Genomic DNA, 24,967 nt, shown 5'->3' on the forward strand with positions numbered 1-24,967 from the left:
CTTCACACACCAAACAGTTGATCGTTCAGGTACGCAGTGTTCGCCACAAGCGGTGCGGCACCAGGTGCGCCAGTGCCATGGCTGGGCCGAAGAGCGACGGGACGTGCACGACGTCCTTGCCCCGCTCCAGGGCCCCCACCGCCGCCTGGGCCACCTCCTCGGCCTCGACGGTGAAGGCGACCGGATCATTGCCGGCGATCATCCCGGTCGCGACGGCCCCGGGCCGCACCACCAGTACCCGCACCCCACTGCCGGCCAGGGCAACACCGAGGTTCAGGTAGAAGGCATCCATGGCGGACTTGCTGGCGCCGTAGACGAAGTTCGAGCGGCGCACCCGCACCCCGGCCACCGAGCTGAGGGCCACGATCGCACCCCGGCCCTGACGACGCATGGCCGCGGCCAGCGCGACGCCCACCCCCACCGCCGCGGTGGAGTTCACCGTCACCAGGCGTTGCGCGGCTACCACGTCGGTCCACGCCTGTTCCTGGTCGCCCAGGATCCCGAAGGCCACCACGGCATGGCTCACCTCGTGGCGGGCGAAGACCTCGTCGACCAGTGCCTCGTGGGAGCCCAGCGCCTCGGCGTCGAAGTCGACGGTCTCCACCGTGGCAGCCCCGGCGGCCCGCAGCCGATCCGCCACGGCGGCCTCCTCCGCGTCGGCCCCGGGCCGCGGGCGGCGCGCCAGCACCACGTCGGAGCCCGAATGCTCGGCCAGCAGCTCCTCCACGATGGCCAGGCCGATCCCGGACCGACCCCCCAGCAACAACACCGTACTCATGGCTGTCCTCCCCAGAAGAGCTTGTCGACCACCTGGCTGGCATGGCGGGTGGTGCGGCCGTAGTCGTCGAGCAGCATCGAGGCCTGCCCCTTGCGATAGCCCAGCAGGCCGGCGACGGCCGCGACCTCGCGCACGTCGCCCGAGATCTGGTCCTGGGCCCTGCCCCGCACCAGCAGGATCTTGTTGCGCAGCCGGCTGGCCAGGCGCCACGCCTGCTCCAGCGCCACCGCCTCCTCGGCGCTGACCAGTCCTTCCTCGACGCACGCCCTCAGCGCCGCCAGGGTGGAGGTGACGCGCAGAGAGGGCAGCCGGTGGGCGTGCTGCAGCTGCATCAGCTGTACCGTCCACTCCACGTCGGCCAGCCCGCCCGGCCCCATCTTGGTGTTGCGCCTGGGGTCGGTGCCCCGGGGGATCCGCTCGACCTCCATCCGGGCCTTCATGGAACGGATCTCGGTCAGCTGGGAGCGCTGCAGGCCGCCCTCGGGCCAGCGCAGCGGCGCGACCACCTGCAGCAGGGCATCGGTCAGCTCCCGCGAGCCGGCCCCGTGTGAGGCGCGCACCATCGCCTGGGACTCCCAGGTGGAGGCCCACCGCTGGTAGTAGGCGGTGCAGCTGGCCAGGCTGCGCACCATCGGGCCGTTCTTGCCCTCGGGGCGCAGGTCCGGGTCGATCTCGAGTGCCGGGTCGGGGCCGCGCTGGGAGAGCATCCTGCGCACGGCCCCCACCAGGGCGGTGGCCTTCTTCGTCGCGTCCGGGTCGTCGCTGTCGGCCATCACGAAGATGGCATCGCAGTCACTGCCCAGGCCCATCTCCCGGCCACCCCAGCGGCCCATCGCCAGCACGCCGACCTCGGGGGCCTCGATGCTTCGACGGGCCACCTCCAGGGCGGCGTCGATGGTGGCCCCGGCCAGGTCGGACAGGCCCGCGCCGAGTTCGTCGAGGCCGATGATGTCGAGCAGGTCCCCGGCCACCATCCGGAACAGTTCGGTGCGTCGGATGGCGCGCACCGCGGCGATGGCCTCGTCCTCGTGCTCGTGGCGACGCAGGGCCGTGGTCATGGCCGCCAGCACCTCCTCGCGGGTGCGGGGGCGCAGGTCCTTGTCGTGGGCCAGGATCCGCACCCCCTCGGGGGCGCGCAGCAGCAGGTCGACGGCCATCCGGCTCGACGACAGCAGCCGGGCCAGTCGTTCGGCCATGTCGGCCTCGTCGCGCATCGCCCGCAGGTACCAGGGGCTGGAGCCCAGCGATTCGGAGACCTTGCGGAAGCTGAGCAGGCCGTGGTCGGGATTGGGCCCCTGGGCGATCCAGCCGAGCATGGCCGGCATCAGCTGCCGCTGGATCTCCACCGCGCGGGTGCTGCCGGTGGTCAGCGCCTCCATGTGCCGCAGGGCAGCGGCCGGGTCGCTGAAGCCCAGTACCTTGAGCCGGTCGCCGGCCTGTTCGGGGGTCAGGCGCAGCTCGTCGCCGTGCAGGCGGGTGACCGCCGCGAGCAGGGGCGAGTAGAAGACGCGCTCGTGCAGGCGCATCACGCGACGGCTGGTGGAGCGCCAGGCCTTGAGCAGCCCCTCGGCCCCGCCGTCCACGTGGAGGCTGCGCGCCAGCGTCCGCAGTTCCTCCTCGTCGGTGGGCAGCAGGTGCGTGCGCCGCAGCTTGAGCAGCTGCACCCGGTGCTCCAGGGCCCGCTGGAAGCGGTAGGCCTCGTCCAGCTCGGCCCCGTCGCCCCGTCCGATGTAGCCGTGGGCCACCAGCCTGCCGAGCGAGCCAAGGGTGTCGCGGGTGCGCAGCCGGTCGTCGCTGCGCCCGTGCACCAGCTGCAGCAGCTGGACGGAGAACTCCACGTCGCGCAGGCCGCCGGAACCCAGCTTGATCTCACGGTCGGCCTGGTCGGCGGGCAGCAGGCTGATCACGCGCTGGCGCATGGCCTGGGTCTCGGACAGGAAGTTCTCGCGCTCGGCGGCCTGCCAGACCAGGGGCTGGACGATGTCGACGAAGCCCTGCGCCACGTCCAGGTCTCCGGCCATCGGCCGGGCCTTGAGCATGGCCTGGAACTCCCAGTTCTTGGCCCACTTGTCGTAGTAGGCGCGCATCGAGTCAAGGCTGCGCACCAGGGGCCCGGACTTGCCGTCGGGCCGCAGGTTGGCGTCGACCTGCCAGATGGAGCCTGCCGCGGAGTGGGCCGAGCAGATCTGGGCCACCTTGGCGGCCAGCCGGCCGGCGGTCTCGACGGCCTGCGCTGCGGAGGTCTGGTCATCGGCGGGCTCGGCGACGTGGATGACGTCGACATCGCTGATGTAGTTGAGCTCTTGGGCGCCGCACTTGCCCATCGCGACGATCCCGAGCCGGGTGTGCTCGTGCCCGGGCACCTGGGAGCGGGCGATGGCCAGGGCTCCCTCCACCAGGGCGTCGGCCAGGTCGGCGAGTTCCGCTGCCACCTCGTCGACCATTGCGGTGGGTTCGGCACTGTCGAGGTCGCGGGCGGCGATGCGTACCAGGTGGCGACGGTTGGCCATCCGCAGGTGGTTGGCCGCTTCCGGATCTGCTGCCACCAGCAGCACGCCCTGCGGCTCGGCGCCGATCGCACCGAGCACCTGCTCGCGGATCTCCTCGCGGCTCCAGCGCCGCGGGACGGGCAGCAGCTCCTCCAGCACCTCGGGGTGGCGCGCCAGGTGCTGGTTGAGGGCCTGGGAGCCGCCCAGCAGGCTGAACAGACGGCCGCGTGCCGCGGAATCGTCGAGCACGATCCGCAGCAATTGTGGTGCGGCCTCGTCGACGCGGTCCAGGCCGGTCAGCGCCAGGCCCGGGTCGGCCACCCGGCCCAGCTCGGGCAACCAGGCCGCCAGCTCGGTGCTGGCGATGGTGCGGCGTGCGACGAGCTCGGCCAGGTCCCGCTCGGCGCGGTCCACCTCCACGAATCCTCGGCGGGCGAGTTCGCCGGCGCTGGTCACCAGTCTCATCGTGGTCTCCTCGCTGGGTGGGTCTGCAGGCAATGGTGCGAGACTATTGCACCTGCCGGTTCGTCTGGTCGTCATGCCCCGGTCACCGGCTGGAAACCCTGCCCCCCTTGGATTGGAGCATGAGCATCATGGCCTCTCGCACCGACCGCGCCCTGCGCACCACCAGTGAGCTGCTGGTGGCGCAATGCCGGGTGCTGGCCACCAGCAGCTCGCTGCCGGCCACGGGGCACTCCCGTCTGGTGGTGCTGGTCGACGGCCTGCTGGAGGCGCTCGACAAGCCCAGCAATGCCCGCAACCAGTCCTGGTCGGCCCTGCTGGCGAAGCGGGAGGTCACGGCCACCGCCCGCCAGGAGCTGGCCACCGAGCTTCGCACCACCACCCAGCCCGAGGTCCTGCAACGCCTGGCGGCCTCGCGCACGGCCACGCTGGAATCGGCACTGGCCGGGACGGTGCCGATGAGCGTGCACACCGACGACGGGATCTCGCACCTCAACGACCTGCTGCGTGCCGTCCTGGTGGAACTGGTGGTACTGGCCGACATGCACGGTCCCGGGCTGGTGCAGCCCGCCGCACTGCGGGCCTGCGTGCGGGCCCTGTCCCAAGCGCTGGGGGAACGCTTCGCGGGGCAGACCATCGAGGTGCGCATCCCCCCGGCCAGCGCCGTACAGGTGGGCGCCTTCGGAGAGGGCCCCACCCACACCCGCGGCACACCTCCGAATGTGGTGGAGACCGACGAGATCACCTGGCTGCGGCTGGCCACCGGACTGACCTCACTGCCCGCCGCCCTCAACCGGGCCCGCGCCAACGCGTCCGGCTCACACCACCAGGCGCTGCAGCGGATGCTGCCGGTGGTCGACCTGAGCCGACTCGCCTGAGGCTCAGTCCTCGTCGAAGTCCCGGCGGACCACGCCGACGCCGCCCCAGAAGGCGGCCCCGGTGATGGTGACCAGTGGCGCGTCAGGTGCCAGGTCGGCCGGGTTGATCGAGCCCTCGGCTCCGAAGCCACCCATCAGCGGCAGGCCGTGCACCCGCACCCGGACGTCGGGCGGCACGATCACCTCGACGCCACCCATGATGGCGACCGCGATGATGGTGGTCTCGGCCTCGGTGAAGCTGGCCTCGCGCAGGTCGATGCTGACCCCGCCCATGATGGCGACGGCGGTGTGGGTCCCCGCGGCGGCCCATTCGCCGCTGCGCTCGGCGCCCGACATGATGGCGACCGTGGCCGGCACCCCGGCCGTTGCCCCGTGCCCGGTGCGAGCCGGCAGCCGACGCGTGGCGGGCACGGGCAGGCGCCCGGAGGCGATGCCCTGGTCCGCAGGGAGGTCGGCCAGCAGCGCGTCGAGATCGGTGTCATAGGTCGCCTGCCAGACGCGCTCGATGCGCGAGCCGAACTCGTCGACGTCCAGCCGCCCCTCCTGGAAGGCGTCAGCCAGCCGGTCGGCGGTGCGCTGTCGCTCCGCGTCACCGGCCCGCAGCGATGGCTGCGGACCTGGTGAGGTGCTCGGCGACGGGCCTGGTGAGCTGTCTGTCGCGGCGGGATCGCCCATGACGTCCATGGAACCGATGCTAACGAGGAGCCGGTCCACGAGGACTCACGGGTGGGGCATCACAGGCGCGGCAGCAGCGTGGCAAGCTCGTGCGGCGTCACCTGGCGACGGTAGTCGTCGAACTCTGCCCGCTTGTTGCGCAGGAAGAAGTCGAAGACGTGCTCGCCCAGCGTGCTGGCCACCAGTTCGGAGGACTCCATCTCGCGGATCGCGTCCTCCAGGTTGTGCGGCAGGGTCCGCACCCCCAGCGCCCGGCGCTCGCGCGGGGTGAGCTTGTTGACGTCGCCGTCGAGCTCGGCGGGCAGTTCCAGTTCCTGCTCGATGCCCGACAGCCCGGCCGCGAGGATCAGCGCGAAGGCCAGGTAGGGATTGGTGGCCGAGTCGGGCGAGCGCAGCTCGACGCGGGCACTGGAGGCCTTGTCCGGCTTGAACATCGGCACCCGCACCATCGCCGAGGAGTTGTTGCGGCCCCACGAGATGTAGGAGGGTGCCTCACCCTCGCCGGTCAGGCGCTTGTAGGAATTCACCCACTGGTTCGTGACCGCAGTGATCTCGGGCGCGTGGTGCAGCAGGCCGGCGACGAACTGCTTGCCGATACGGCTGAAGTGGTAGGCATCGGAGGCGTCGTAGAAGGCATTGCGGTCGCCCTCGAAGAGGCTGACGTGGGTGTGCATCCCGGAACCGGCGTGCTCGGTGAAGGGCTTGGGCATGAAGGATGCCTCGATGCCCTGGCTGACGGCCACCTCCTTCATCACCACCCGGAAGGTCATGATGTTGTCGGCCATCGTCAGCGCATCGGCATAGCGCAGGTCGATCTCGTGCTGGCCGGGAGCGCCTTCGTGGTGGCTGAACTCGACGCTGATGCCCATCCGCTCCAGCATGTCGATGGCATCGCGCCGGAAGTCGGTGCCGGCACCGAGGGTGGTGTGGTCGAAGTAGCCGCCATGGTCCAGCGGGGTGGGCTCGACGCCCGGGACGATCGGCGGCTTGAACAGGAAGAACTCGATCTCGGGGTGGGTGTAGAAGGTGAAGCCCATGTCCGAGGCCTTGTCCAGGGCCCGCTTGAGCACATGGCGTGGGTCGGCGAAGCTCGGCGACCCGTCGGGCAGCGAGATGTCACAGAACATGCGCGCAGTGTTGCTCTGGGTGCGCCACGGCAGCATCTGGAAGGTCGACGGATCGGGGTGGGCCACCATGTCCGACTCGTAGATGCGCGCATAGCCCTCGATGGCGGAGCCGTCGAAGCCGATCCCCTCGGCGAAGGCCCCCTCCAGCTCGGCGGGGCCGATGGCCACCGACTTCAGCGATCCCAGCACGTCGGTGAACCACAGCCGCACGAAGCGGACGTCGCGTTCCTCCATGGTGCGCAGTACGTACTCTGTCTGCCTGTCCATGGCCCCAGTCTGCCAAGAGCCATGTTTCAGGCGGGTTACAGGGTGCGGGCAGGTCTGCGGGAGCCGTCGGGGCACCGACCTAGACTCGAGGCATGTCGATGCCAGGATGGTACCCGGACCCCGCCGGCAACCAGGGGCACTTCCGCTACTGGGACGGGGCCTCCTGGTCTGCGCAGACCACCACCGATCCCGGCTCGACCCCCGCCCCGGCACCGGTCCAGCACACCGTCCAGGACGCCTCCGGCCGTACCGTCCAGGACGCCTCGGGCAGGGACCGTCGTGGCCTGCTGGCCGTCGTCGCCGCCCTGCTGGTGCTCGGCCTGCTGGTCTGGGCGCTGGTCGCGCGCGACAATGACGGCTTCCAGGCGGTACCGGAGGACACGAACTCCTCCTCTCCCAAGGGGCCGGTCTGGGACGAGACCTCTCCCCCGACCCCCGAACCGTCGGGGATCAGCGAGCCCGCCCCCACCGGTGGCGCGATGGTCGAGTGCCCCACCCAGGGCGGCGGGGTGCGTCCGGTGGATGGTGACCGTCTCACCGGCGGTGGGTTGTCCATCCCGGTCACCGAGGGGTGGAATGACGCGGCCAGCGACTTCTTCGTGCTGCCGTGGACCCACGACCTGCAAGGGCAGACCAAGACCATCTTCGATGCCGGCTCCACCCGCTGGTTCTCCGTGCAGGCCGTGGGCGCGGTCTCGGTGGCCGACGGCTTCGAGGAGCCGCGCAACAGTGCGCGGATGATGATGAGCTGCTTCGCCACCAGCGGCTACTACTCCGGCTTCGTCGCCCGCAAGGACCTGCTCAGCGAGAAGGTCGACGTCGGGGGCAAGCCGGGCTGGCACCTGCGCAGCGAGGTCCGCGTCGACATGCCGGAACTGCCCCAGGTGGAGGGCGACATCATCGACGTGGTGGTGGTCGATGTCGGCTCCCCCGAGTCGCTGGGGGTCTTCATCAGCTCGGCCACCATCGGCGACATCCCGACCATCACCGAGGTGGAACGCTCCATCGAGGAGATGACGCTGGCCTGAGTGCCGCCGTGCGGCGGCCCAGTCCTGGTGGCTCAGTCTCGAGGATCACTCCTCGACGGGGCTGCCGTCGAAGCGCACGCGCTCCTCGTCGTCCTCCTCCTGCTCCTCGGGATCGTTGAAGCGGGGATCGGTCTCCCACAGCTCATTGCGCTCGGCGACGTGGTCCATCGCCTGGGCCGCCTCCTCGCGGGTGGCATAGGGGCCCAGGCGGTCGGCGGCCTTGGCCTCGCCCTCCCCCACGACGCGGTGCTCCACCAGCGACCAGTAGAACTTCTCCTGCTCGGCCATCCTTGCCTCCTGACTAGACTGAATCCCGTGACTGCCATCAAGCCCTTCCCGATCAGCCCCCGTCGCAGCGTGCCCTCGTCGATCGAGCGCCCGGAATACGTGGACCGGCCGGCGCCACAACCGTACATGGGCAGCAATGTGCAGTCGGCAGAGACGATCGAGAAGATGCGCGAGGCCGGCAGGATCGCCTGCGGGGCCATGCACGAGGCGGGCAAGGCGATCGCGCCGGGCGTCACCACCGACGAGCTGGACCGCATCGTGCACGAGTACATCCTCGACCACGGCGCCTACCCTTCGACGCTGGGCTACCGCGGCTATCCCAAGAGCTGTTGCACCAGCGTCAACGAGGTGATCTGCCACGGCATCCCCGACGCGCGCCCACTGGAGGACGGCGACCTGGTCAAGATCGACGTCACCGCCTTCAAGGACGGGGTGCACGGCGACAACTGCTTCACCTTCGGCTGCGGCGAGGTCGACGAGGAGAGCCGTCTGCTCACCGAGCGCACCCAGGAGGCGATGAACCGCGCCATCAAGATGTGCAGGCCGGGTCGCCCCATCAGCGTGATCGGCCGGGTCATCGAGGCCTATGCCCAGCGCTTCGGCTACGGCGTGGTGCGCGACTACACGGGCCATGGCGTGCACACCGCCTTCCACTCCGGCCTGGTCATCCTGCACTATGACGAGCCGCGCCTGGACACGCCGATGGAGGTGGGCATGACCTTCACCATCGAGCCGATGCTCTGCCTGGGCGACTACCGCAGCCACCAGTGGGACGACGGCTGGACCGTCGTGACCAATGACGGCTCCCGGGTGGCGCAGTTCGAGCAGACCATCGCCATCACCCCGACCGGCGCGGAGATCATCACCACGCTGGACTGAGAACGGCACATGCCCACGCTCCACGCCTCGGCGGTGCGTGGGTACCGGCCGGCGGTACTCAGTTGTGCCGCTGGCCGGTCAGGTGGAGCACGGCATGCGCATCCTGGTCGATGAGCCGGTAGAGCACCTGCCGCCCCTGCTTGCGACCCTCCACCCAGCCACTGTCGCGCAGCGTGCGCAGCGCCTGTGAGGCGGCGGTCTGCGTGATGCCTGCCGCCTCTGCCAGGTCGGAGACCCGCGAATAGGGGTGCAGGTGCATGTGGGTGAGCAGGCGCAGGCGGGTGGGGTCCGACAGCAGGGCGAAGCGTTGTGCCCACTCGTCAAGGGACTCCGGGCTGGCCGGGATGTGCTGGTGCGGGGGCAGGTGCTCGCCTGGATCCCCGTGCTCGTGTCGATCCCCGAGCTCGCGCTGGGGAAGGTGGCTGTGCTGGGGCAGGTGGCCCTCAGGGCACATGCGAACCTCCCTTCGTCCGTACTCGCACGTCAATGATACGGTCACTGGATACATTTCCATCCAGACATATATCTGGGTTGACATATTTCGCGGCGGAGCCTCGAGGACGAGCCCCTGGGTGCCATCCCTGCCGCATCCGACACCCGCCGCCGGAGGAAGACATGACCGTGCACACCCTGCGACGCCGCGCCGCCCTGGCAGTGGCCACCCTGGCCGCCCTGGGGGCCTGCTCCCTGCCCACTCCGGCCACCCCGCCGGCGGCACCCAGTTCATCAGGCGCCTCGGCGCAGGGACTCACGCTCGCGGACCCCTTCGGCACCGACTCCTACAACCCCGTGGCCGGTCACGGCGAGCTCGGCGTCTCCCCCATCTACGACGGACTGCTCGCCCTCGACCCCACCAAGCCCGACGAGCTGCCCGGCTTCACCCCAGCCCTGGCCAGCGCCATGCCCCGCCACAACGCGGAGCTCACCCAGTGGACCGTCGCCCTGCGCCCCGGGGTCCGCTTCCACGACGGCACCGACTTCGACGCTTCCGACGTGGTGGCCACCTACCGGGCGGTGCTCGACCCGCGCTCCGGATCCGAGATCGCCTCCGCCTTCGAGATGATCGACGAGGTCACCTCCGCCGCCAAGGACGGCCGGGAAGAGGTCACCTTCCACCTCAAGTACCCCTATGCCGACTTCCCCGCCCGGCTGCTGCTGGCCATCGCCCCGTCCCAGAAGCTCACCCCGGGCCCCGTCACCGAGTCCTCGCTGAACCAGCAGCCCGTCGGGACCGGCCCCTACCGCCTCACGAGCCTGACCCCCGAGCGCGCCGAGCTGACCGCCTTTGCCGACCACTGGCGCGGAACACCCCAGGTCGGCTCGATCACCACGGTGCGCCTCAGCGATGACAGCGCCCGCGTCCTGCGCACCAGGAACGGCGAGTTCGACGGCACCGTCGTGCCACCCGCCCTGGCCGGCAGCTTCAGCGGAGCCGCCGGCCTGCAGGTGGTGCAGGCCCACACCGCCGACTGGCGCGGCGTCTCGCTGCCCGCGGACTCCCCACTCACCCGGGATGCCACGGTGCGGCGTGCCCTCAACCTGGCCGTGGACCGCCAGGCCATGGTGGACACCCTGCTGGCCGGCCACGGCCGTCCCGCCCACACCCCGGTCTCCCCCGTCCACGGCGAGGCCCACGACCCCACCGCCACCTTCGACCACGACCCCGAGGCCGCCCAGCGCCTGCTGGACGAGGCCGGCTGGACGATGGGCCCCGACGGCATCCGCACCAAGGACGGCCAGCCCGCCGCCTTCCCCCTCGCCTATGACCCCACCGACAGCCTGCGCCGCGACCTGGCCACCGCCTTCACCGCCGACATGAAGAAGGTCGGCGTCCACGTGCGCCTGGAAGCCCTCGGCTGGGACAAGATCGAGCCCCGCCTGTCCAGTCTCGGCATCCTGCTGGGTGGTGGCGACAAGCCCTATTCGATCGACACCCAGCTCTTCGCGGCGCTGCACAGCCCGGTGCCCGGCACCTCGATCTACGACAACCCGTCACGGGTGTCCACCCCCGCCATCGACGCAGCCCTGGACCGGGCCCGTCGCACCGCCGACACCAAGACCCGCAACGGGCTCTACCGCACCGTGCAGCAGGAGTACCTCGACGACCCGGCCTACATCATGCTGGTCTTCGCCGACCACACCTATGTGATGCGCGAGGACGACTGGAAGCATGGCCCGCTGACCATCGAGCCCCACACCCACGGCGTCGGCTGGGGCCCCTGGTGGCGGGTCGGTTCGTGGACCCGGTGACCGGCCGGGAACAGGTGACGGGGCAGGACTTCACCCGGGCCCGTCGCAGACGACGTGGCCGCGAGATCGGCCGGCTGGTGCTGCGCCGCCTGCTGGTGGCGGTCCCGCTGCTGGTGGCGATCTCGATGGCGCTGTTCTGGCTGGCCGAGCTCTCCCCCTTCGACCCCCTGGTGGGCTACCTGGGCGACCGCTACCCCACCGCCAGCGACGCCCAGCGCGCCAGCCTCACCGCCAGCCTCGGCCTCGACAAGCCCTGGGGCGTGGCCTGGGCGAGCTGGGCAGGCAGCCTGCTGACCGGCGACCTGGGCCATTCGCGCAGCCTGGCGATGCCGGTGGCGCAGCTGGTGGCCCAACGGCTTCCCTGGACGCTGCTGCTCTCGGCCGCAGGCCTGGTCGTCACCTTCGTCCTGGGCCTGGCCGGGGGCATGGTGGGCACCATGCGTCCGGGATCGATCGCGGACCGCGCGGTCCAGGGGTTGGCCGTGGTCGCCCAGTCCATCCCACCCTTCGTGCTCGGACTGGGGGCCATCGTCGCGGGTGCGCTGGCCACCGGCTGGTTCCCGGCCGGCGGCGCACTGCCCAGCAATGGGCAGGGCGGGCCACTCACACTACTCCACCACCTGGTGCTGCCGGCCCTGGTACTGGGCATCTCCCAGGCACCGTGGCTGGTGCTGGCCATCCGTGACGAGGCCCAGCAGGCGCTGGCCTCGGACGCGGTCCGCGCCGCCGTCGTCCGGGGGCTCCCCTGGCGGCAGGTGGTGCGCGGCCACATCTGGCCGATGACGCTGGCGCCGGTCGTGACCCTGGTCGGGGTCCGGCTGCCCGAGCTGATCGTGGGGGCCGTGCTGGTGGAGGAGATCTTCGCCTGGCCCGGGCTTGCCGCCGCCATGGTCGACTCGGCTCGCACCCTCGACATGCCCCTGCTTGCCTTCCTCACGGTCGCCAGCGCGGCGCTGGTGCTGGCCGGCTCGCTGCTGGCAGACATCGGCCTGCTCCTGCTCGACCCCAGGGTGCGCGCCGATGACTGACCTCGCACTGGAGGCCCCCGCCTCGACTGCCACCGCGCCTCGCCGCAACTGGCTGCCCTCTGCCGCCCTGGCCGTGGTGCTGGCCTGCTATGTCATCCTCACACCGGCGCTGGCCCCGGACGGCTGGCACGAGGTGCGCCTGGACCAGGCCCGCCAGCCACCCTCGGCCAGCCACTGGTTCGGCACCGACAATGCCGGGCGCGACCTGTTCCTGCGGGCCGCTCTGGGCCTGCGCATCAGCCTGCTGGTGGCGAGCCTGTGCGCCGTGCTGTCCACCCTGCTCGGCATGCTGGTGGGGACCCTGGCCGCCGCCTCGGGCGGGTGGCGCGACGGGCTGCTGATGCGGCTGGCCGATGCCACCAATGCACTGCCCCACCTGCTGTTGGGAATCGTCGTAGTGGCCTTCTTCCCCGGCTCCCCGGTGGCGATCATCGCCTCCATCACCCTCACCCACTGGCCGCCGGTGGCCCGCGTCGTACGCTCGGTGACCCTGGCGACGCACCGGATGGACCATGTGGATGCCGCCTACCTTGCCGGGGCGAGCCGCTGGGCCGTGGTGCGCCGGCACCTGTTGCCAGCCGCCGCCGGCCAGGGTGCCGTGGCGATGGTCCTCACCCTGCCGCATGCCATCTGGCACGAGTCCACCCTGTCCTTCCTGGGCTTCGGACTGCCACCGGACCGCCCCTCCCTGGGGACCCTGCTGGAGATCTCGCGCGCCGAGATCTTCCTGGGCGCCTGGTGGACGCTGGTCCTTCCAGCCCTGCTGCTGGTCGCCACCACCCTCGCCGTCGCCGGCCTGGCCACCGTCCTGCGCCAGCGCCTGGCCCCCTCCACGGAAGGACGACTGGACCAATGACCACCACCCCCGAAATGACGGCCCCCGAGACCACGGCCCCCGAAACCACGGCCCCCGAAACCACGGCAACGATCGAAGGACTGACCCTGCGCATCCCCGCCCGCCGCGATGCCCACGGCTCCTGGGTCCACGCGGCCACGCAGGTGGACCTGACGCTGCGTCGGGGCCGGGTGCATGCCCTGGTGGGAGAGTCGGGATGCGGCAAGTCCGTCCTGGCCTCGGTGCTCAGCGGTCTGGTGCCGCCAGGAACTCGTGTACAAGGCCGTGTGGAGGTGGCCGGTGTGGACCTCACCCCGGCGCTGGGACGGCCACATCACACGCTGTGGCGCCAGGTGCGTGGACAGCTGGTCAGCGCCGTCCCGCAGTCGCCGGCGACCGCCTTCACCCCCACCCGCACCGTCGGCTCCCAGCTGGCCGAGGTGCTACGGGCGCTGCGCGACGGTCGCGACGCCGAGTCGCTGGCCGAGCGCGCCGGGCTCCCCCCCTGGGCGCTGGCCGCCTATCCGCACGAACTGTCCGGGGGTCTGGCCGCCCGGGCCGCCCTGGCCACCGCCCTGGCCGGGAGTCCCCAGGTGCTGGTGGCCGACGAGCCGACGGCCGCACTCGACCCGGAACTTCGCGCCTCCGTGCTGTCAACGCTGCGCGAACTGGCCCTGGATGGCATGGCCATCTTGCTCATCACCCATGATCTTTCATCCTTGATCGACATCCAGGCAGCCGATGACCTGTCAGTGATGTACGCCGGACACATCGTGGAGCACGGACCGGCCGCACGGCTGCTCAGCACGCCCCAGGACGACTACACGCGCGCCCTGCTGGCAGCACTGCCGCGCAATGGCCTGCACCCCGTCCCGGGGCATCCGCCAGCCCTGACCGACCTGGACGACCGGGCGGACTTCGCCAGCCGACTGCACGGAGGACGACCATGAGCCTGACGGCACGCGATGTCACAGTGGCCTTCGACGGCCGCACGGTGCTCCACGGGGTGAGCCTGACAGTGGATCCCGGCCAGACGGTGGGGCTGCGCGGGCCCAGCGGTGTGGGCAAGACCACCCTGGCCCGGGCCCTGGCCGGGCTGGTGCCGGTGCAGGATGGCCAGGTCTCCTGCGACGGACGGGCGCCGGCTCCGCGGGGACGTATGGACGGAAACATCGCGATGCTCTTCCAGTCCCCCCGCCGCTCCTGCAGCCCTCGGATGAGGCTGCGCCAGGTGATCGCCGAGACGCTCCCCCGGCGTGCGGATGTCGACGATCAGCTACACCGGCTGGCCGCAGAGGTGGGCCTCACCGACGACCTGCTCGACCGCCTGCCCGACGAGGTGAGCGATGGCCAGTTGCAGCGGGCCGCCCTGGCCCGGGCCCTCGCGGCCCGCCCCCGCTACCTGATCTGCGACGAGGCCACCGCCATGCTCGACTCCGTGACCACCGCACAGGTGGTGCAGGTGCTGCGCCGACGCGCCGCCGACGGGCTGGGGGTGCTGGCCATCAGCCACGACGAGAAACTCCTGTCGGCCTGGGCCGACCGCGTCGTCGAGCTGAACTGAAACCAGCCACCCGCCTGCTGTCCAGGACTGCGGGGCAGCACGGACCCATACAGACGCACGAGGGGCCGGGAGATGACCTCTCCCAGCCCCCCGGACCTCAGGCTGTGCCTCGGCTCAGTAGCGGCGAAGGTCGAGCCTCGCCTGGCCGGTGGTGGCCTTGCGGTCGATCTCGTTGACGTCGAGCACCAGTCGGGTGAGCTCCTGGGTCGAGTCCGCCAGGCCTCGAAGCATCAGCCAGTCGATGCCGTGGCGCCTGCCGGTGGTGACGCCGACCCGCTGAAGGCCCGAGGCATCCACCGCCTCCCTGACCTGGTCCACATAGCCCGGGCTGGCGGTCTGCGGCCCCACCACGAGGGCACTTCCCATGTGGGAACAGCCCTCCAGGTAGCCGACCCCGCTGATCGCCTCACCGATCTGGGAGGGGGTCACCGAGACATTGTCGGTGCACACCCGGTTCCCGTCCTCGCTGAGCACGTCGAGCCGAAGGCGCATGCCGGCATAGGCGAAGTGGGAACCGTCCGGCGCCCAGCCGGGGGTCACCACCTCCCCCACGAAGGCCTGGGCGTCCGGCGCGACCACCAGGCGTGTCACCTGCCGGTAGTTCGCGTCCTTGTAGGCGATGGTCTGCTCCGGCACGTACTCGAAGCGTGCCCCGGCCCCCACCCGGAAATCGGCCAGCTGCACGGCCGGCTCCTTCGGGGTGCGGTAGATGCGGGTGGCCCCCTGTGCGGCCAGCAGCAGGTTCGCGCCAGGACGCACCTCGGCCTTCAGGTGATAGGTCTCACCGAAATAGGCCCCGCCGGGATTGACCACCACATAGGTGACTTGGCCGGAGTCGTCCAGGTGCAGCGCATGCATCAGGCGAAGCACTCCGGAGTGTTCGGTGTGGACCGGGCCGGAGCGCCCGTCGACGGCCGACACCACCAGGTTCAGTGTCCCGGCCACCTCTGGCAGGCGCTCGGCCTTGCGGAAACCCAGCGACGTCATGCCAGGTCGTTCATCAGGACGTCGCGGTTGACCCACTCGACGACCTCGTCGAGGCCCTCGTCGGTCTTCAGGTTGGTGAAGACGAAGGGGTTCTCGCCGCGCACACGGAGGGTGTCCTCGCGCATGACCTCGAGGCTGGCGCCCACATAGGGGGCCAGGTCGGTCTTGTTGATCACGAGCAGGTCGGACTTGATCATGCCGTGTCCGGCCTTGCGCGGGATCTTCTCGCCCTGGGCGACGTCGATCACGTAGATCGAGAAGTCCACCAGTTCCGGGCTGAAGGTGGCCGACAGGTTGTCACCGCCCGACTCGATGAACAGGACCTCGAGATCGGGGTGACGACGCATCATCTCCTCGATGGCCGCGTCGTTCATGGAGGTGTCCTCGCGCACGGCCGTGTGGGGGCAGCCGCCGGTCTCGACGCCGATGATGCGGTCCTCGGGCAGCACACCGTTGGCAGCCAGGATCTTGGCGTCCTCGATGGTGTAGATGTCATTGGTGATGGCCGCCATGGACACGTCCTGGGACATGCGGCGGGTGAGACGCTCGATCAGCTGGGTCTTGCCGGCACCCACGGGGCCGCCGACGCCGATGCGGATGGGTCCATCGTTGCTCATGTCTGCTCCTAACTCATGAACATGCGCGCCCGCAGGCGCTCATGCTGCATCTGGGCGATCTCGAGGCCGGGTGCGACCGTGCCAAGATCATTCTTGTCAAGGGTGGGAAGGGTGGCGAGCACCTGGTCGATCCAGCCGTGGGCAGCCGTCAGCACCAGCTGTCCCTGGGACTGGCCGATCGGGATGCCGCGCACCGCATTCTGGGTGAGGTTCGTGACGGTACCGGTCAGGTGGCCCACCACGGTGTCCTCCATCGGCACGTCGAAGTGCCGGGCGATGCGGGCATACTCCAGTGCCGGATGCGCCAGCTCTGCCGACGGCGCAGGCAGACCGAGTGCCTCGACGCCGATCTTGCGCAGTCGCATCGCGATGGCGTGGTCGGCCGCCCTCATCTGGCTGGGCACGGTGCAGGCGATGGCTCGATCGGCCAGGTCCTGCTCGTCCATGCCCTCGTGGGCCAGTCGGATCAACAGCGCATCGGTGAAGGTGAGCTGGTTGGCCACGTAGACGCGCAGCCAGTTCGAGAAGCTGTCGGCGTCGGTGATCTCACTGCGCGACATGTACTGCTCGAAACCGAAGGAGTGGCTGAATCCGCCCGTCGGCAGGGCGGAGTCACTGATCTGCAGCAGCAGCGACAGCGATCTCAATGTGTGTGCTCACTGTGACGGAAGGGCACCGGCATGATGCGCTCCTGGCGGTCGTACTCGACGCCGGCCTGCTGCAGGTAGGCCTCGACGGTGTGGTCGTACTGCACCACCATCACTTCGGCGCCGTACTCGGAGTCCGCGGTGAAGAACTGTGCCTGCAGGTGACGATTGCCCAGGGTGTGGGCGGTGACCGCCATCTCGTGGATGCTCCTGGCCCGGATGACCAGCACGTCGGTGGCCTCCACTCGCACCACGACGGCATTGCCGTCCTGGAGGGAGAGGATGTCCCCGTCCTTGAGGTCCGGCGATCCCGTGGGCAGCCGAAGTCCGACCTCGGTGCCGTGGTCGGTGCGCAGGCGCTGGATGCGCTTGACCAGCTGGGCACTGGGCATGGTGATGGTCTCGACGTGGGTGTCCGCGGGCAACGGCGACTCGTGCACGTTCCCGTGGATCTTGGTGATCAACATCGTGTCTCCTGTGATGGGCAGGGGGGTGGCGGGGGGAGGCGACCCGTTTGGGCCGCCTCCCCCCGCCACCTTGTGGGGATCAGAACAGGAAGTAGCGCTGAGCCAGGGCCACGCGCTCGGCGGGCTCGGAGGTCAGCACCTCCCCGTCGATCGAGACCTCGTAGGTCTGCGCGTCGACGGAGATCTCCGGCGTCTCGCAGTTCAGCTTGAGGTCGGACTTCGTGAGGTCACGGATCCCGTGGACGGCATAGGCCTGCTTGGTCAGGCCCAGCTCCTCGGGAACACCGGCCTCCTTGGCCGCCTTCGAGATGAACACCAGGCTGCCCTCACCACGGGCCCGACCGTGCGCGCCGAAGGCATTGCGCAGGGTCCGCGGCTGCGGGGTGGGGATGGAGCCGTTGGAGTCACCCATGACCGACATGGCGATCATGCCGCCCTTGATGACCACCTCGGGCTTGGCGCCGAAGAACTTCGGCTCCCACAGCACCAGGTCGGCGAACTTGCCGACCTCGACCGAGCCAACCTCGTCGCCGATGCCGTGCGCGATCGCCGGGTTGATCGTGTACTTGGCGATGTAGCGCTTGATGCGGTTGTTGTCGTTGAACTCCGAGTCGCCCTCCAGCGCACCGCGCTGGGCCTTCATCGAGTCGGCCACCTGCCAGGTGCGGGTGATGACCTCACCGACGCGACCCATGGCCTGCGAGTCGGACGACGTGATGGCGAAGACGCCCTTGTCGTGCAGGACGTCCTCGGCGGCGATCGTCTCGGCACGGATCCGGGAGTCGGCGAAGGCGACGTCCTCGGGAATGGCCGGGTTGAGGTGGTGGCACACCATCAACATGTCCATGTGCTCGGCGATCGTGTTCTGCGTGTACGGCAGCGTCGGGTTCGTCGAGGCGGGCAGGACGTTCGGCAGGCCGGCCACCTTGATGATGTCGGGGGCGTGACCGCCGCCGGCACCCTCGGTGTGGAAGGTGTGGATGACCCGCCCGTCGATGGCCTTGATCGTCTCGTCCACGAAGCCGAACTCGTTGAGGGTGTCGGTGTGGATCGCGACCTGGATGTCGTACTCGTCGGCCACCTTCAGCGAGGTGTCGATCGAGGAACGGGTCGAGCCCCAGTCCTCGTGCACCTTGAGGCCGCAGGCGCCGGCCTTGATCTGCTCCGAGACCGAGTCCAGCGTGGAGCCGTGGCCCTTGCCGAGGATGCCGATGTTCATCGGGAAGTCGTCGGTGGACTGCAGCATCCGCTTGATGTGCCACTCACCGGGCGTGATCGTGGTGGCCTTGGTGCCCTCGGCGGGGCCGGTGCCACCACCGATCATCGTGGTCAGGCCGGAGGCCAGCGCGGTGCCGAACTGGTCGGTGGAGATGAAGTGGACGTGGGTGTCGATGCCGCCGGCGGTGAGGATCTTGCCCTCGCCCGAGATGATCTCGGTGGCGACACCGATGGTGAAGTCCACGCCCTCCTGGACGTCGGGGTTGCCGGCATTGCCGATGGCCATGATGCGGCCGTCACGGATGGCGACGTCGGCCTTGTAGATGCCGGTGTAGTCGATGATCATCGCGTTGGTGATGACGGTGTCGGGAATGTCGGCATCGCGGCAGGTGCGCGAGTTCTGGCCCATGCCGTCACGGATGACCTTGCCGCCGCCGAAGACGGACTCGTCGCCGTAGACGGCCCTGTCCTCCTCGATCACGGCGAACAGGTCGGTGTCACCCAGACGGACGGCGTCGCCCGTGGTGGGTCCGAACAGATCGACATACTGACGGCGATCAAGCTTCTGGCTCATGATGCGTCCTCCTTGCTGGCCCTGGCCTCGTCGACCGAGCAGTCGTAATCGCTGCGGAAGCCGTAGATGTTGCGGTTGCCACCGAAGGCGACCAGGGTGATGGTCTTCTGGTCACCCGGCTCGAAACGGGCAGCCGTTCCGGCGGGGATGTCGAGGCGGAAGCCGACCGTCTTGGCGCGGTCGAACTCCAGGGCCTCGTTGACCTCGGCGAAGTGGTAGTGCGAACCCACCTGGACGGGGCGGTCTCCCGTGTTCTTGACCTCGAGGCTGATCGTCTCGCGGCCCTCGTTGATGATGACGGGCTCGTTGTTGAGGATGATCTCGCCGGGGCGAGCACCCGGGCCACGCGTCTTGCGCTCGGCGCTGGCCAGGTGACGGGCATCGTCGCGGCGGATCGGGTCGTGCACCGAGACGAGCTTGGTGCCGTCGGGGAAGGTGGCCTCCACCTGGATGACATCGATCAGCTCGGCGACACCCTCCATGACATCGGCCTGGGTGAGGATGCCGGTGCCCGCGGTCATGAGGTCGGCGACGGTGCGGCCGTCACGCGCTCCCTCCAGCAGCTCGGCGGTGATGTAGGCCACGGCCTCGGGATGGTTGAGCTTGACGCCGCGCTCGAGGCGACGGCGAGCGACGTCAGCTGCCACGAAGATCAGCAGCTTCTCTTGTTCTCGCGGTGTGATCCGCACTGTTCCTCCTTGGATTATTGGAGCCTGGTGGTGCTGCCGAAGGGTCGGGATGGGTGGATCCCATCCCGACCCTTCGTGCTCACGGGGTGGTTGTGGGGGCGGACTCGCCCTTGATCTTGCGCATCAGGGCCTGGATCAGGCCGTTCTGGTAGGCCACGGCTGCCAGCACCAGGACCACGCCCAGCCACTGCAGCAGCGAGGGCTGCTCACCGAACATCAGCGGGGCGATGAAGGCGACCGTGGAGATCGGGCTCAGCAGCAGCAGGCCCGCCACGATGGTGGTGTCGAGGCGCACCGAGCCGATTTGCACGAAGGTCCACGCGACGGCCTGGCCGACCACGGCCAGCACCAGCATCCAGAACCAGTTCGTCATGGTGATCGGGTCACCCACGATCGGGGCCGAGACGGGCAGGTTGGCATCGATGACCAGCTTGCCGTTGGTCATGACGCCATTGGTGAAGTCCAGGCCACGGCCCGAGACGAGGGCCCAGATGCTGGGGGCGACCAGCTGGGCCAGGCAGGTGAGCAGCATCGGCTGCACGATGCGGCCGGGGTTCACCGTCGAGGCCTTGCGGCTGGCGTAGAGGTAGATGCCGTAGCAGACACCCGAAGTCATGCCCAGGATCGTACCGAGAATGGCGATCGGCACCCCGTAGACGTGGGTGGCGGCAGTCGGGTCCACCTCGGGCTTGTCGAAGACACCACCGCTGAGCACCACGCCGAAGATCATGATCGGCACCAGGACGAAGTAGCTCTTCGGCACCTTGTACTTGTCGAAGACCGCCGCGAGGGCGGGCAGGATGATGACCTGCAGGTTCAGCAGGATCGAGGCGATGCCCGAGCCGACGAAGAAGATCGAGTAGTTCCAGGCGGTGAAATCGATGCCGAGGAAGATTCCGGACAGGATCGAGAGGGTGACACCTGTGCGGTTGAGGGAACCGGAGCGAGCGCGCTCACGCAGCGCGAAGGGCAGCAACACGATGGCTGCCAGCCCGACGCGCAGGATGGCCGAGGTGGCCGGTTCGAAATTGGCCAGCTTCACCCAGGGGGCGGTGAAGGCCAACGCGGCAATGCCGATCAGCAGGATGACCGCAGCCTTGCCTGCTCCGATCTGCTTCCCGGGCGCAGCACCGGGCACGGCCGCGGCCGTGCCCGCGTTGGTCGAGTCGTGTTTCATTGGCGAGTACCTATTCTTTGCGTCCAGGCATCCTGCGGGCAGGATGATTGTTCCAGGGGTTGGCGATTTTCGAAATACAGAAAGGCAATTCCTCCCGAAAAGAGCACCACGAATTCTTCAAATGACGAGTGGGCTGAATTCCGGGACGGGAAACTGGGGCATGGCACCGGACCTGGCATTCTGGTCCGGTCTCTCCCCGGGGCCATGAGGAGGTCTCTTCCGACCGGCCCCGTCAGTGCGCTGCCGGGACCACTCGTCCCGCGTGGTCATTCCACCCGGCATCGGCCCGGGCGACGACCACGGGGCACTTGCTCCCCCGCAGCACGCTGCGCGTGGTGGAGCCCAGCCGCAGGCCGGTGAAGCCACCCCGGCCGCGCGAACCCATCACGAGCAGGCCGGCCCTTTCGGATGCCTCGACCAGAGCCCTGTCAGGGCTGGTCCGGGGCGTGAGGATGGTGACCTCGACATCGGGATATTCGGCGCGCCTGTTGTCCACCAGCTGCTCTGCGATGTCTCGCGCCTCCTGCTCGGTGCGCGGCGCGTTGCTGCCGGCCTTGTCACCCCACGCCAGGATGACGGTGAGCCCGACCCCGCGAAGAGAGGCAGCCTGGAAGGCCCGCGCCTTGGCGAGACGACCCCACTGGGAGTCGTCGATCCCAAGCACCACGGGACCTTCGTCGTTCTCGTGCGCGTCCTCGGGGATCACCGCGACGCTGCCCTGGGCATCCATCACGACGTGTTCTGCAGTGCCGCCGAGCAGCTGGCGCAGGCCACCGCTTCCATGCCCGTGGGATCCCACGATCACCTGGTCGGCATCGGCTGCCGCAGTGGCCAGCACCTCGGCCGGGTGCCCGAGCACGACGGCAGTCTCCACCGAGAGCTCGGGGTGGCTGGCAGCCAGGGACTGCACGTGGGCCACCAGGTCGCGCTCTGCAGCCAGGTGGGGCTGGTCCTTGTGCCCGAGCTCGGCGGCGATCTCCTCCTGCTTGGAAGCCGAGGGAATGGGGGACTCCGGGATGCAGTGGAGGATCAGCAGAGGGGCCTTGACGGTCCTCTGGGACAGTCGATGAGCAGCCCAGCTCACGGCCTTGGCTGCGGCCGGGGACCCATCGGAACCGACGACCCAGCGGCCTTGACTCTCGAATTTCTGCACGATGCCTGTATTCCTCACTCGACTCGTTGGCTCCGGGTGCGTCCTCGTCCTCGACAACGCGTCCGGCATCCAATGGCGGAAGTGGTGCCACTGGTGCGTTCTGCACTTGCGGCGCCTGCGGGCTCCGGGATTACTAACAATCGTAGTGGAGAAAAAATCTCTGTCAATTGCGAAATGGTTTTCCTCCAGAACCACCCCCCGCCATCGCAGCCCGCGACCCGTGCATCCGCGTGAGAAAGTGCACTTTCGCAGCGCATGAAACCCTCTGATTGACCCCGGAGGGAACCCATTTGGCGGCCTCCTTTCCCTTGCCCGCTTGAGATTGCGACCTCCTGCCTGCTCATCTGGGGTCTGCAATGACCGGGAAGCCAGCGGCTTCAACACACATCAATCCCCGGCGAAGATGAAGGCAACTTGTGGCAACCCGTGGCCCTCCATGGCTACCGCATGCTGGCGTGTGGGCGCGACGGATGGCGTTCATTGTTGAATGATCATCGACCGCTTCTCCGGAGAGCGACACCTTCTTGGCACACGGCATACTCGTCGCCGGAGGGCGAGAGGCGCCAGCCACCTGTTCGGGGGAAGGTTGATCCACCATGTCCTTGTCGCGTCGAACCTTCCTGCAGGCCACCGTGGCCGGAGGGCTCACCCTGTGGGCCACCGATGGCGCTGGGTGCCCGTGGGCCGTCGCTGCGGCACTGCCCGGGGGTAGCCTTCCGGCCACCGAGATCCCCCAGTTCCGCGAGCCCCTGTTCGTGCCCCAGATCCTGGAGGCGTGGTCGCGCACCTGGACCCCCTACGGCGCCACCGACGTCTACGAACTTGCCATCCGCCAGGTGACCCAGCAGGTGCTCCCCCAGGGTATGCCGAGAACCCAGGTGTGGGCCTATGGTCCCAGCGACGAGGGCGACGAGGCCTTCCACGCCCCCGGCCACACGATCGTCTCACGGTCCGGAGAGGCGGTGCGCATCACCTGGACCAACCAGTTGGTCGACGCCCGGGGCAACTACCGCCCCCACCTGTTCACCGTCGACCCAACCCTGCACTGGGCCAATCCGGCCCGTGAACCCTCCGCCGGCGGCATGGTGCGCTCCACCGACACCAAGCCCGACTTCACCGGGCGCCGCTACGTGCCGCCGGCCGAGTACCGCGACCCGACCACGCAGTACACCAGCTACACCGGACCGGTGCCCACCGTCACCCACCTGCACGGGGCCGTCGGCGTCAAGGACCACTCCGACGGCTACTCCGAGGCCTGGTACCTGCCGGCGGCCCGCAACATCCCCGCCGGCCTGGCACGCCACGGCCGCTGGTGGCCCTTCCTGGCCGACAAGGCGCGACGAGACCACGGCGTCACCTGGAGCGAGGGCAGGCAGGTGTCCACCTATCCCAACAACAACCGGGTGAGCACGCTGTGGTTCCACGACCACGCGCTGGGCCTGACCCGACTCAACGTCTATGCCGGCCCGGCCAACTTCTACCTGGTCCAGGGATCGGACGACGATGCCCTGGACCGGCGCACCGGCAGACCCGCCATCGCCCCCTACCTCAACCAGTGGAATGTGTGGACCAGGAGCCCGTCGCGGCCGGGCCAGGACCTCTGCCTGGCCATCCAGGACCGCTCCTTCAACCGCGACGGATCACTCTTCTACCCCGATTCACGATCCTTCTTCGACGGCTACGACGGCCCGCTCTATCCCGAGGCACCGCAGATCCCGCCGAACTGGGTGCCGGAGTTCTTCGGCAACACGTTGCTGGTCAACGGCCGCACTTGGCCCTTCCACCGCGTCGAGCAACGCCGCTACCGCCTGCGCGTGCTCAATGGCTGCGGTTCGCGCACCCTCTACCTGGACTTCCGCCACATCCCCGGCATCGAGGTCTGGCTGATCGGCAATGACGGCGGGCTGCTGGACGCTGCGGTGAACATCTCCAGGCTGCCCGGCTGGCGCGCCAACCGAGTCGTACTGGCGCCGGCCGAGCGCCTCGAGCTGTTGGTGGACTTCACCGCCGTGCCCACCGGCCGTCACCTTCTTCACAATGTGGGCCCCGATGCCTTCTTCCCCGGTGGCCGCCCCGCCGAACCCGGTGAGGAGCCCCGGGTCAGGCTCTACCCGATGAGCGAGCGCGAAGTCGTCTTCCCGCCTGCCGATCCCGAGACCACCGGCCGGGTGATGGTCTTCGACGTGGGGCCGGCCACGAGCCCGGACCTGTCGACCCCCGGTCGCCACCTGTGGCTGCGTCCGCAGCCTGCTCTTCCTGCCCCGGTGCGCACCCGTCGGCTGTCCACGACGATGAGTTTCCACCACGTCGCCCCCAGCCCGGCCCCCTTCGCCTCGCACACCATGCTGGGCACCCTGAGCGGCAGGCCCGGGGGCGTGATGCGGGTGACCGCCACCATGTGGGGCGACCCGGTCACCGAGAACCCCGACGTGGGTGATGTCGAGGACTGGGAGATCTACAACCTGGTGCAGGACGCCCCGGTCCCCCACCCGGTGCACATCCACGAGACGACCTTCCAGGTGATGGAGCGCCGGATGATCGACTACGACTGGGAGACCGGCCGGATGACCATGGGGCCACGGGTGCCGCTCGAACCGGGCGAGAGTGGCCGCAAGGACATCGTCTTCGTCCACCCGGGCGAGATGATCCGGCTGCGGATGCGCTTCACCACTGCCGGGCAGTACATGTGGCACTGCCACCTGCTGGAGCACGAGGACAACGAGATGATGCGCCCCTTCCGCGTCGGCCCCTGGCAGGACGGGCAGCCCGAGGACCTTCCGACGCACCACGGCTGAGCAGTCCCCGTCCACAAACCACATCCAGGAGCCGGCTCATTGCCGCTGCGGCACCAACGGCGCCTGTCGATGTGGTTTGTGGACGGCTGGGCGAC

General features: G+C 69.3%; 23 protein-coding genes. 9 read left to right on the top strand and 14 right to left on the bottom strand.

Translation table 11 applies throughout. From position 1 onward, the window contains the following. Positions 1-25 precede the first annotated feature (25 nt). Both ACYVKA_RS07745 and ACYVKA_RS07750 read right to left on the bottom strand, forming a co-directional pair. Positions 26-778, bottom strand: coding sequence for a decaprenylphospho-beta-D-erythro-pentofuranosid-2-ulose 2-reductase (locus tag ACYVKA_RS07745; RefSeq protein WP_460704327.1), 753 nt, complete (start codon positions 776-778; stop codon positions 26-28). Next, positions 775-3,732, bottom strand: coding sequence for a bifunctional [glutamine synthetase] adenylyltransferase/[glutamine synthetase]-adenylyl-L-tyrosine phosphorylase (locus ACYVKA_RS07750; RefSeq protein WP_460704329.1), 2,958 nt, complete (start codon positions 3,730-3,732; stop codon positions 775-777). The genes ACYVKA_RS07745 and ACYVKA_RS07750 overlap by 4 nt, the downstream gene beginning before the upstream one ends. A gap of 119 nt (positions 3,733-3,851) precedes the next feature. On the opposite strand from ACYVKA_RS07750, the gene ACYVKA_RS07755 reads away from it, so the two are divergent. Then, a complete protein-coding gene (locus ACYVKA_RS07755; protein ID WP_460704331.1) occupies positions 3,852-4,607 on the top strand; it encodes a sterol carrier family protein in 756 nt (251 codons plus the stop codon). Positions 4,608-4,610: 3 nt separating this feature from the next. Here ACYVKA_RS07755 and ACYVKA_RS07760 read toward each other — a convergent pair whose 3' ends face one another. Together ACYVKA_RS07760 and ACYVKA_RS07765 are read right to left on the bottom strand one after the other, a co-directional pair. Then, complete coding sequence (locus ACYVKA_RS07760; RefSeq protein ID WP_460704333.1) at positions 4,611-5,291, bottom strand: DUF1707 SHOCT-like domain-containing protein; 681 nt, start codon at positions 5,289-5,291, stop codon at positions 4,611-4,613. Between the two features lie 50 nt (positions 5,292-5,341). Continuing rightward, positions 5,342-6,643, bottom strand: a complete 1,302-nt coding sequence (locus ACYVKA_RS07765; RefSeq protein WP_460704901.1) for a glutamine synthetase family protein — start codon at positions 6,641-6,643, stop codon at positions 5,342-5,344. A gap of 125 nt (positions 6,644-6,768) precedes the next feature. Here ACYVKA_RS07765 and ACYVKA_RS07770 point away from each other — a divergent pair, with 125 nt between their 5' ends. Further along, positions 6,769-7,704, top strand: a complete 936-nt coding sequence (locus ACYVKA_RS07770; RefSeq protein WP_460704335.1) for a DUF2510 domain-containing protein — start codon at positions 6,769-6,771, stop codon at positions 7,702-7,704. 45 nt (positions 7,705-7,749) lie between these two features. Here ACYVKA_RS07770 and ACYVKA_RS07775 read toward each other — a convergent pair whose 3' ends face one another. Then, positions 7,750-7,992 carry a hypothetical protein gene (locus ACYVKA_RS07775; RefSeq protein WP_394277623.1) on the bottom strand — a complete coding sequence of 81 codons (243 nt, stop codon included), beginning with the start codon at positions 7,990-7,992 and terminating at the stop codon, positions 7,750-7,752. Positions 7,993-8,019: 27 nt separating this feature from the next. Here ACYVKA_RS07775 and map point away from each other — a divergent pair, with 27 nt between their 5' ends. Continuing rightward, a complete protein-coding gene (gene map, locus ACYVKA_RS07780) occupies positions 8,020-8,871 on the top strand; it encodes a type I methionyl aminopeptidase (RefSeq protein ID WP_460704337.1) in 852 nt (283 codons plus the stop codon). 58 nt (positions 8,872-8,929) lie between these two features. On the opposite strand, the gene ACYVKA_RS07785 is transcribed toward map, so the two are convergent. Further along, positions 8,930-9,325 carry an ArsR/SmtB family transcription factor gene (locus ACYVKA_RS07785; RefSeq protein ID WP_460704339.1) on the bottom strand — a complete coding sequence of 132 codons (396 nt, stop codon included), beginning with the start codon at positions 9,323-9,325 and terminating at the stop codon, positions 8,930-8,932. Positions 9,326-9,486: 161 nt separating this feature from the next. Here ACYVKA_RS07785 and ACYVKA_RS07790 point away from each other — a divergent pair, with 161 nt between their 5' ends. The 5 genes from ACYVKA_RS07790 to ACYVKA_RS07810 are packed head-to-tail and all read left to right on the top strand — an operon-like array spanning position 9,487 to position 14,548. Beyond that, positions 9,487-11,121 carry an ABC transporter substrate-binding protein gene (locus ACYVKA_RS07790; RefSeq protein ID WP_460704341.1) on the top strand — a complete coding sequence of 545 codons (1,635 nt, stop codon included), beginning with the start codon at positions 9,487-9,489 and terminating at the stop codon, positions 11,119-11,121. Continuing rightward, positions 11,094-12,149 carry an ABC transporter permease gene (locus tag ACYVKA_RS07795; protein WP_460704343.1) on the top strand — a complete coding sequence of 352 codons (1,056 nt, stop codon included), beginning with the start codon at positions 11,094-11,096 and terminating at the stop codon, positions 12,147-12,149. Before ACYVKA_RS07790 ends, ACYVKA_RS07795 begins: the two co-directional genes overlap by 28 nt. Beyond that, positions 12,142-13,005, top strand: a complete 864-nt coding sequence (locus tag ACYVKA_RS07800) for an ABC transporter permease (RefSeq protein WP_460704345.1) — start codon at positions 12,142-12,144, stop codon at positions 13,003-13,005. Before ACYVKA_RS07795 ends, ACYVKA_RS07800 begins: the two co-directional genes overlap by 8 nt. Next, positions 13,002-13,934, top strand: coding sequence for an ATP-binding cassette domain-containing protein (locus tag ACYVKA_RS07805; protein WP_460704347.1), 933 nt, complete (start codon positions 13,002-13,004; stop codon positions 13,932-13,934). The genes ACYVKA_RS07800 and ACYVKA_RS07805 overlap by 4 nt, the downstream gene beginning before the upstream one ends. Then, positions 13,931-14,548 (top strand): ABC transporter ATP-binding protein, encoded by a 618-nt coding sequence (locus tag ACYVKA_RS07810; protein WP_460704349.1) that lies wholly within the window; start codon positions 13,931-13,933, stop codon positions 14,546-14,548. Before ACYVKA_RS07805 ends, ACYVKA_RS07810 begins: the two co-directional genes overlap by 4 nt. A 114-nt stretch (positions 14,549-14,662) precedes the next feature. Here ACYVKA_RS07810 and ACYVKA_RS07815 read toward each other — a convergent pair whose 3' ends face one another. From ACYVKA_RS07815 to ACYVKA_RS07850, 8 genes are all read right to left on the bottom strand, one after another. Continuing rightward, on the bottom strand, positions 14,663-15,535 hold the full coding sequence (locus tag ACYVKA_RS07815; RefSeq protein WP_460704351.1) for an urease accessory protein UreD: 873 nt from the start codon (positions 15,533-15,535) through the stop codon (positions 14,663-14,665). Continuing rightward, positions 15,532-16,152 (bottom strand): urease accessory protein UreG, encoded by a 621-nt coding sequence (gene ureG / locus ACYVKA_RS07820; protein ID WP_460704353.1) that lies wholly within the window; start codon positions 16,150-16,152, stop codon positions 15,532-15,534. Before ureG ends, ACYVKA_RS07815 begins: the two co-directional genes overlap by 4 nt. A gap of 8 nt (positions 16,153-16,160) precedes the next feature. Then, on the bottom strand, positions 16,161-16,799 hold the full coding sequence (locus ACYVKA_RS07825) for an urease accessory protein UreF (protein WP_460704355.1): 639 nt from the start codon (positions 16,797-16,799) through the stop codon (positions 16,161-16,163). Further along, positions 16,796-17,266, bottom strand: a complete 471-nt coding sequence (gene ureE / locus ACYVKA_RS07830; protein ID WP_460704357.1) for an urease accessory protein UreE — start codon at positions 17,264-17,266, stop codon at positions 16,796-16,798. Before ureE ends, ACYVKA_RS07825 begins: the two co-directional genes overlap by 4 nt. 79 nt (positions 17,267-17,345) lie before the next feature. Continuing rightward, the gene (ureC, locus tag ACYVKA_RS07835; RefSeq protein WP_460704359.1) at positions 17,346-19,058 is read right to left on the bottom strand and encodes an urease subunit alpha; all 1,713 of its coding nucleotides are present in this window, start codon (positions 19,056-19,058) and stop codon (positions 17,346-17,348) included. Continuing rightward, positions 19,055-19,747, bottom strand: coding sequence for an urease subunit gamma (locus tag ACYVKA_RS07840; RefSeq protein WP_460704361.1), 693 nt, complete (start codon positions 19,745-19,747; stop codon positions 19,055-19,057). Before ACYVKA_RS07840 ends, ureC begins: the two co-directional genes overlap by 4 nt. Before the next feature lie 79 nt (positions 19,748-19,826). Next, positions 19,827-20,924, bottom strand: a complete 1,098-nt coding sequence (locus tag ACYVKA_RS07845; RefSeq protein ID WP_460704363.1) for a DMT family transporter — start codon at positions 20,922-20,924, stop codon at positions 19,827-19,829. 232 nt (positions 20,925-21,156) lie between these two features. Then, the gene (locus tag ACYVKA_RS07850; protein ID WP_460704365.1) at positions 21,157-22,077 is read right to left on the bottom strand and encodes a universal stress protein; all 921 of its coding nucleotides are present in this window, start codon (positions 22,075-22,077) and stop codon (positions 21,157-21,159) included. Between the two features lie 596 nt (positions 22,078-22,673). On the opposite strand from ACYVKA_RS07850, the gene ACYVKA_RS07855 reads away from it, so the two are divergent. Then, positions 22,674-24,872 (top strand): multicopper oxidase family protein, encoded by a 2,199-nt coding sequence (locus ACYVKA_RS07855; protein WP_460704367.1) that lies wholly within the window; start codon positions 22,674-22,676, stop codon positions 24,870-24,872. Positions 24,873-24,967: the final 95 nt, after the last annotated feature.

The sequence above is a fragment of the Luteococcus sediminum genome, assembly GCF_054783495.1.

What these genes read in the sequence shown, in the direction of transcription:
- ACYVKA_RS07745 (WP_460704327.1), bottom strand. Translation starts at nt 778, where the DNA reads ATGAGTACGGTGTTGTTGCTGGGGGGTCGGTCCGGGATCGGCCTGGCC.
- ACYVKA_RS07750 (WP_460704329.1), bottom strand. Translation starts at nt 3,732, where the DNA reads ATGAGACTGGTGACCAGCGCCGGCGAACTCGCCCGCCGAGGATTCGTG.
- ACYVKA_RS07755 (WP_460704331.1), top strand. Translation starts at nt 3,852, where the DNA reads ATGAGCATCATGGCCTCTCGCACCGACCGCGCCCTGCGCACCACCAGT.
- ACYVKA_RS07760 (WP_460704333.1), bottom strand. Translation starts at nt 5,291, where the DNA reads ATGGACGTCATGGGCGATCCCGCCGCGACAGACAGCTCACCAGGCCCG.
- ACYVKA_RS07765 (WP_460704901.1), bottom strand. Translation starts at nt 6,643, where the DNA reads ATGGAGGAACGCGACGTCCGCTTCGTGCGGCTGTGGTTCACCGACGTG.
- ACYVKA_RS07770 (WP_460704335.1), top strand. Translation starts at nt 6,769, where the DNA reads ATGTCGATGCCAGGATGGTACCCGGACCCCGCCGGCAACCAGGGGCAC.
- ACYVKA_RS07775 (WP_394277623.1), bottom strand. Translation starts at nt 7,992, where the DNA reads ATGGCCGAGCAGGAGAAGTTCTACTGGTCGCTGGTGGAGCACCGCGTC.
- ACYVKA_RS07785 (WP_460704339.1), bottom strand. Translation starts at nt 9,325, where the DNA reads ATGTGCCCTGAGGGCCACCTGCCCCAGCACAGCCACCTTCCCCAGCGC.
- ACYVKA_RS07790 (WP_460704341.1), top strand. Translation starts at nt 9,487, where the DNA reads ATGACCGTGCACACCCTGCGACGCCGCGCCGCCCTGGCAGTGGCCACC.
- ACYVKA_RS07800 (WP_460704345.1), top strand. Translation starts at nt 12,142, where the DNA reads ATGACTGACCTCGCACTGGAGGCCCCCGCCTCGACTGCCACCGCGCCT.
- ACYVKA_RS07805 (WP_460704347.1), top strand. Translation starts at nt 13,002, where the DNA reads ATGACCACCACCCCCGAAATGACGGCCCCCGAGACCACGGCCCCCGAA.
- ACYVKA_RS07810 (WP_460704349.1), top strand. Translation starts at nt 13,931, where the DNA reads ATGAGCCTGACGGCACGCGATGTCACAGTGGCCTTCGACGGCCGCACG.
- ACYVKA_RS07815 (WP_460704351.1), bottom strand. Translation starts at nt 15,535, where the DNA reads ATGACGTCGCTGGGTTTCCGCAAGGCCGAGCGCCTGCCAGAGGTGGCC.
- ureG (WP_460704353.1), bottom strand. Translation starts at nt 16,152, where the DNA reads ATGAGCAACGATGGACCCATCCGCATCGGCGTCGGCGGCCCCGTGGGT.
- ureE (WP_460704357.1), bottom strand. Translation starts at nt 17,266, where the DNA reads ATGTTGATCACCAAGATCCACGGGAACGTGCACGAGTCGCCGTTGCCC.
- ureC (WP_460704359.1), bottom strand. Translation starts at nt 19,058, where the DNA reads ATGAGCCAGAAGCTTGATCGCCGTCAGTATGTCGATCTGTTCGGACCC.
- ACYVKA_RS07845 (WP_460704363.1), bottom strand. Translation starts at nt 20,924, where the DNA reads ATGAAACACGACTCGACCAACGCGGGCACGGCCGCGGCCGTGCCCGGT.
- ACYVKA_RS07855 (WP_460704367.1), top strand. Translation starts at nt 22,674, where the DNA reads ATGTCCTTGTCGCGTCGAACCTTCCTGCAGGCCACCGTGGCCGGAGGG.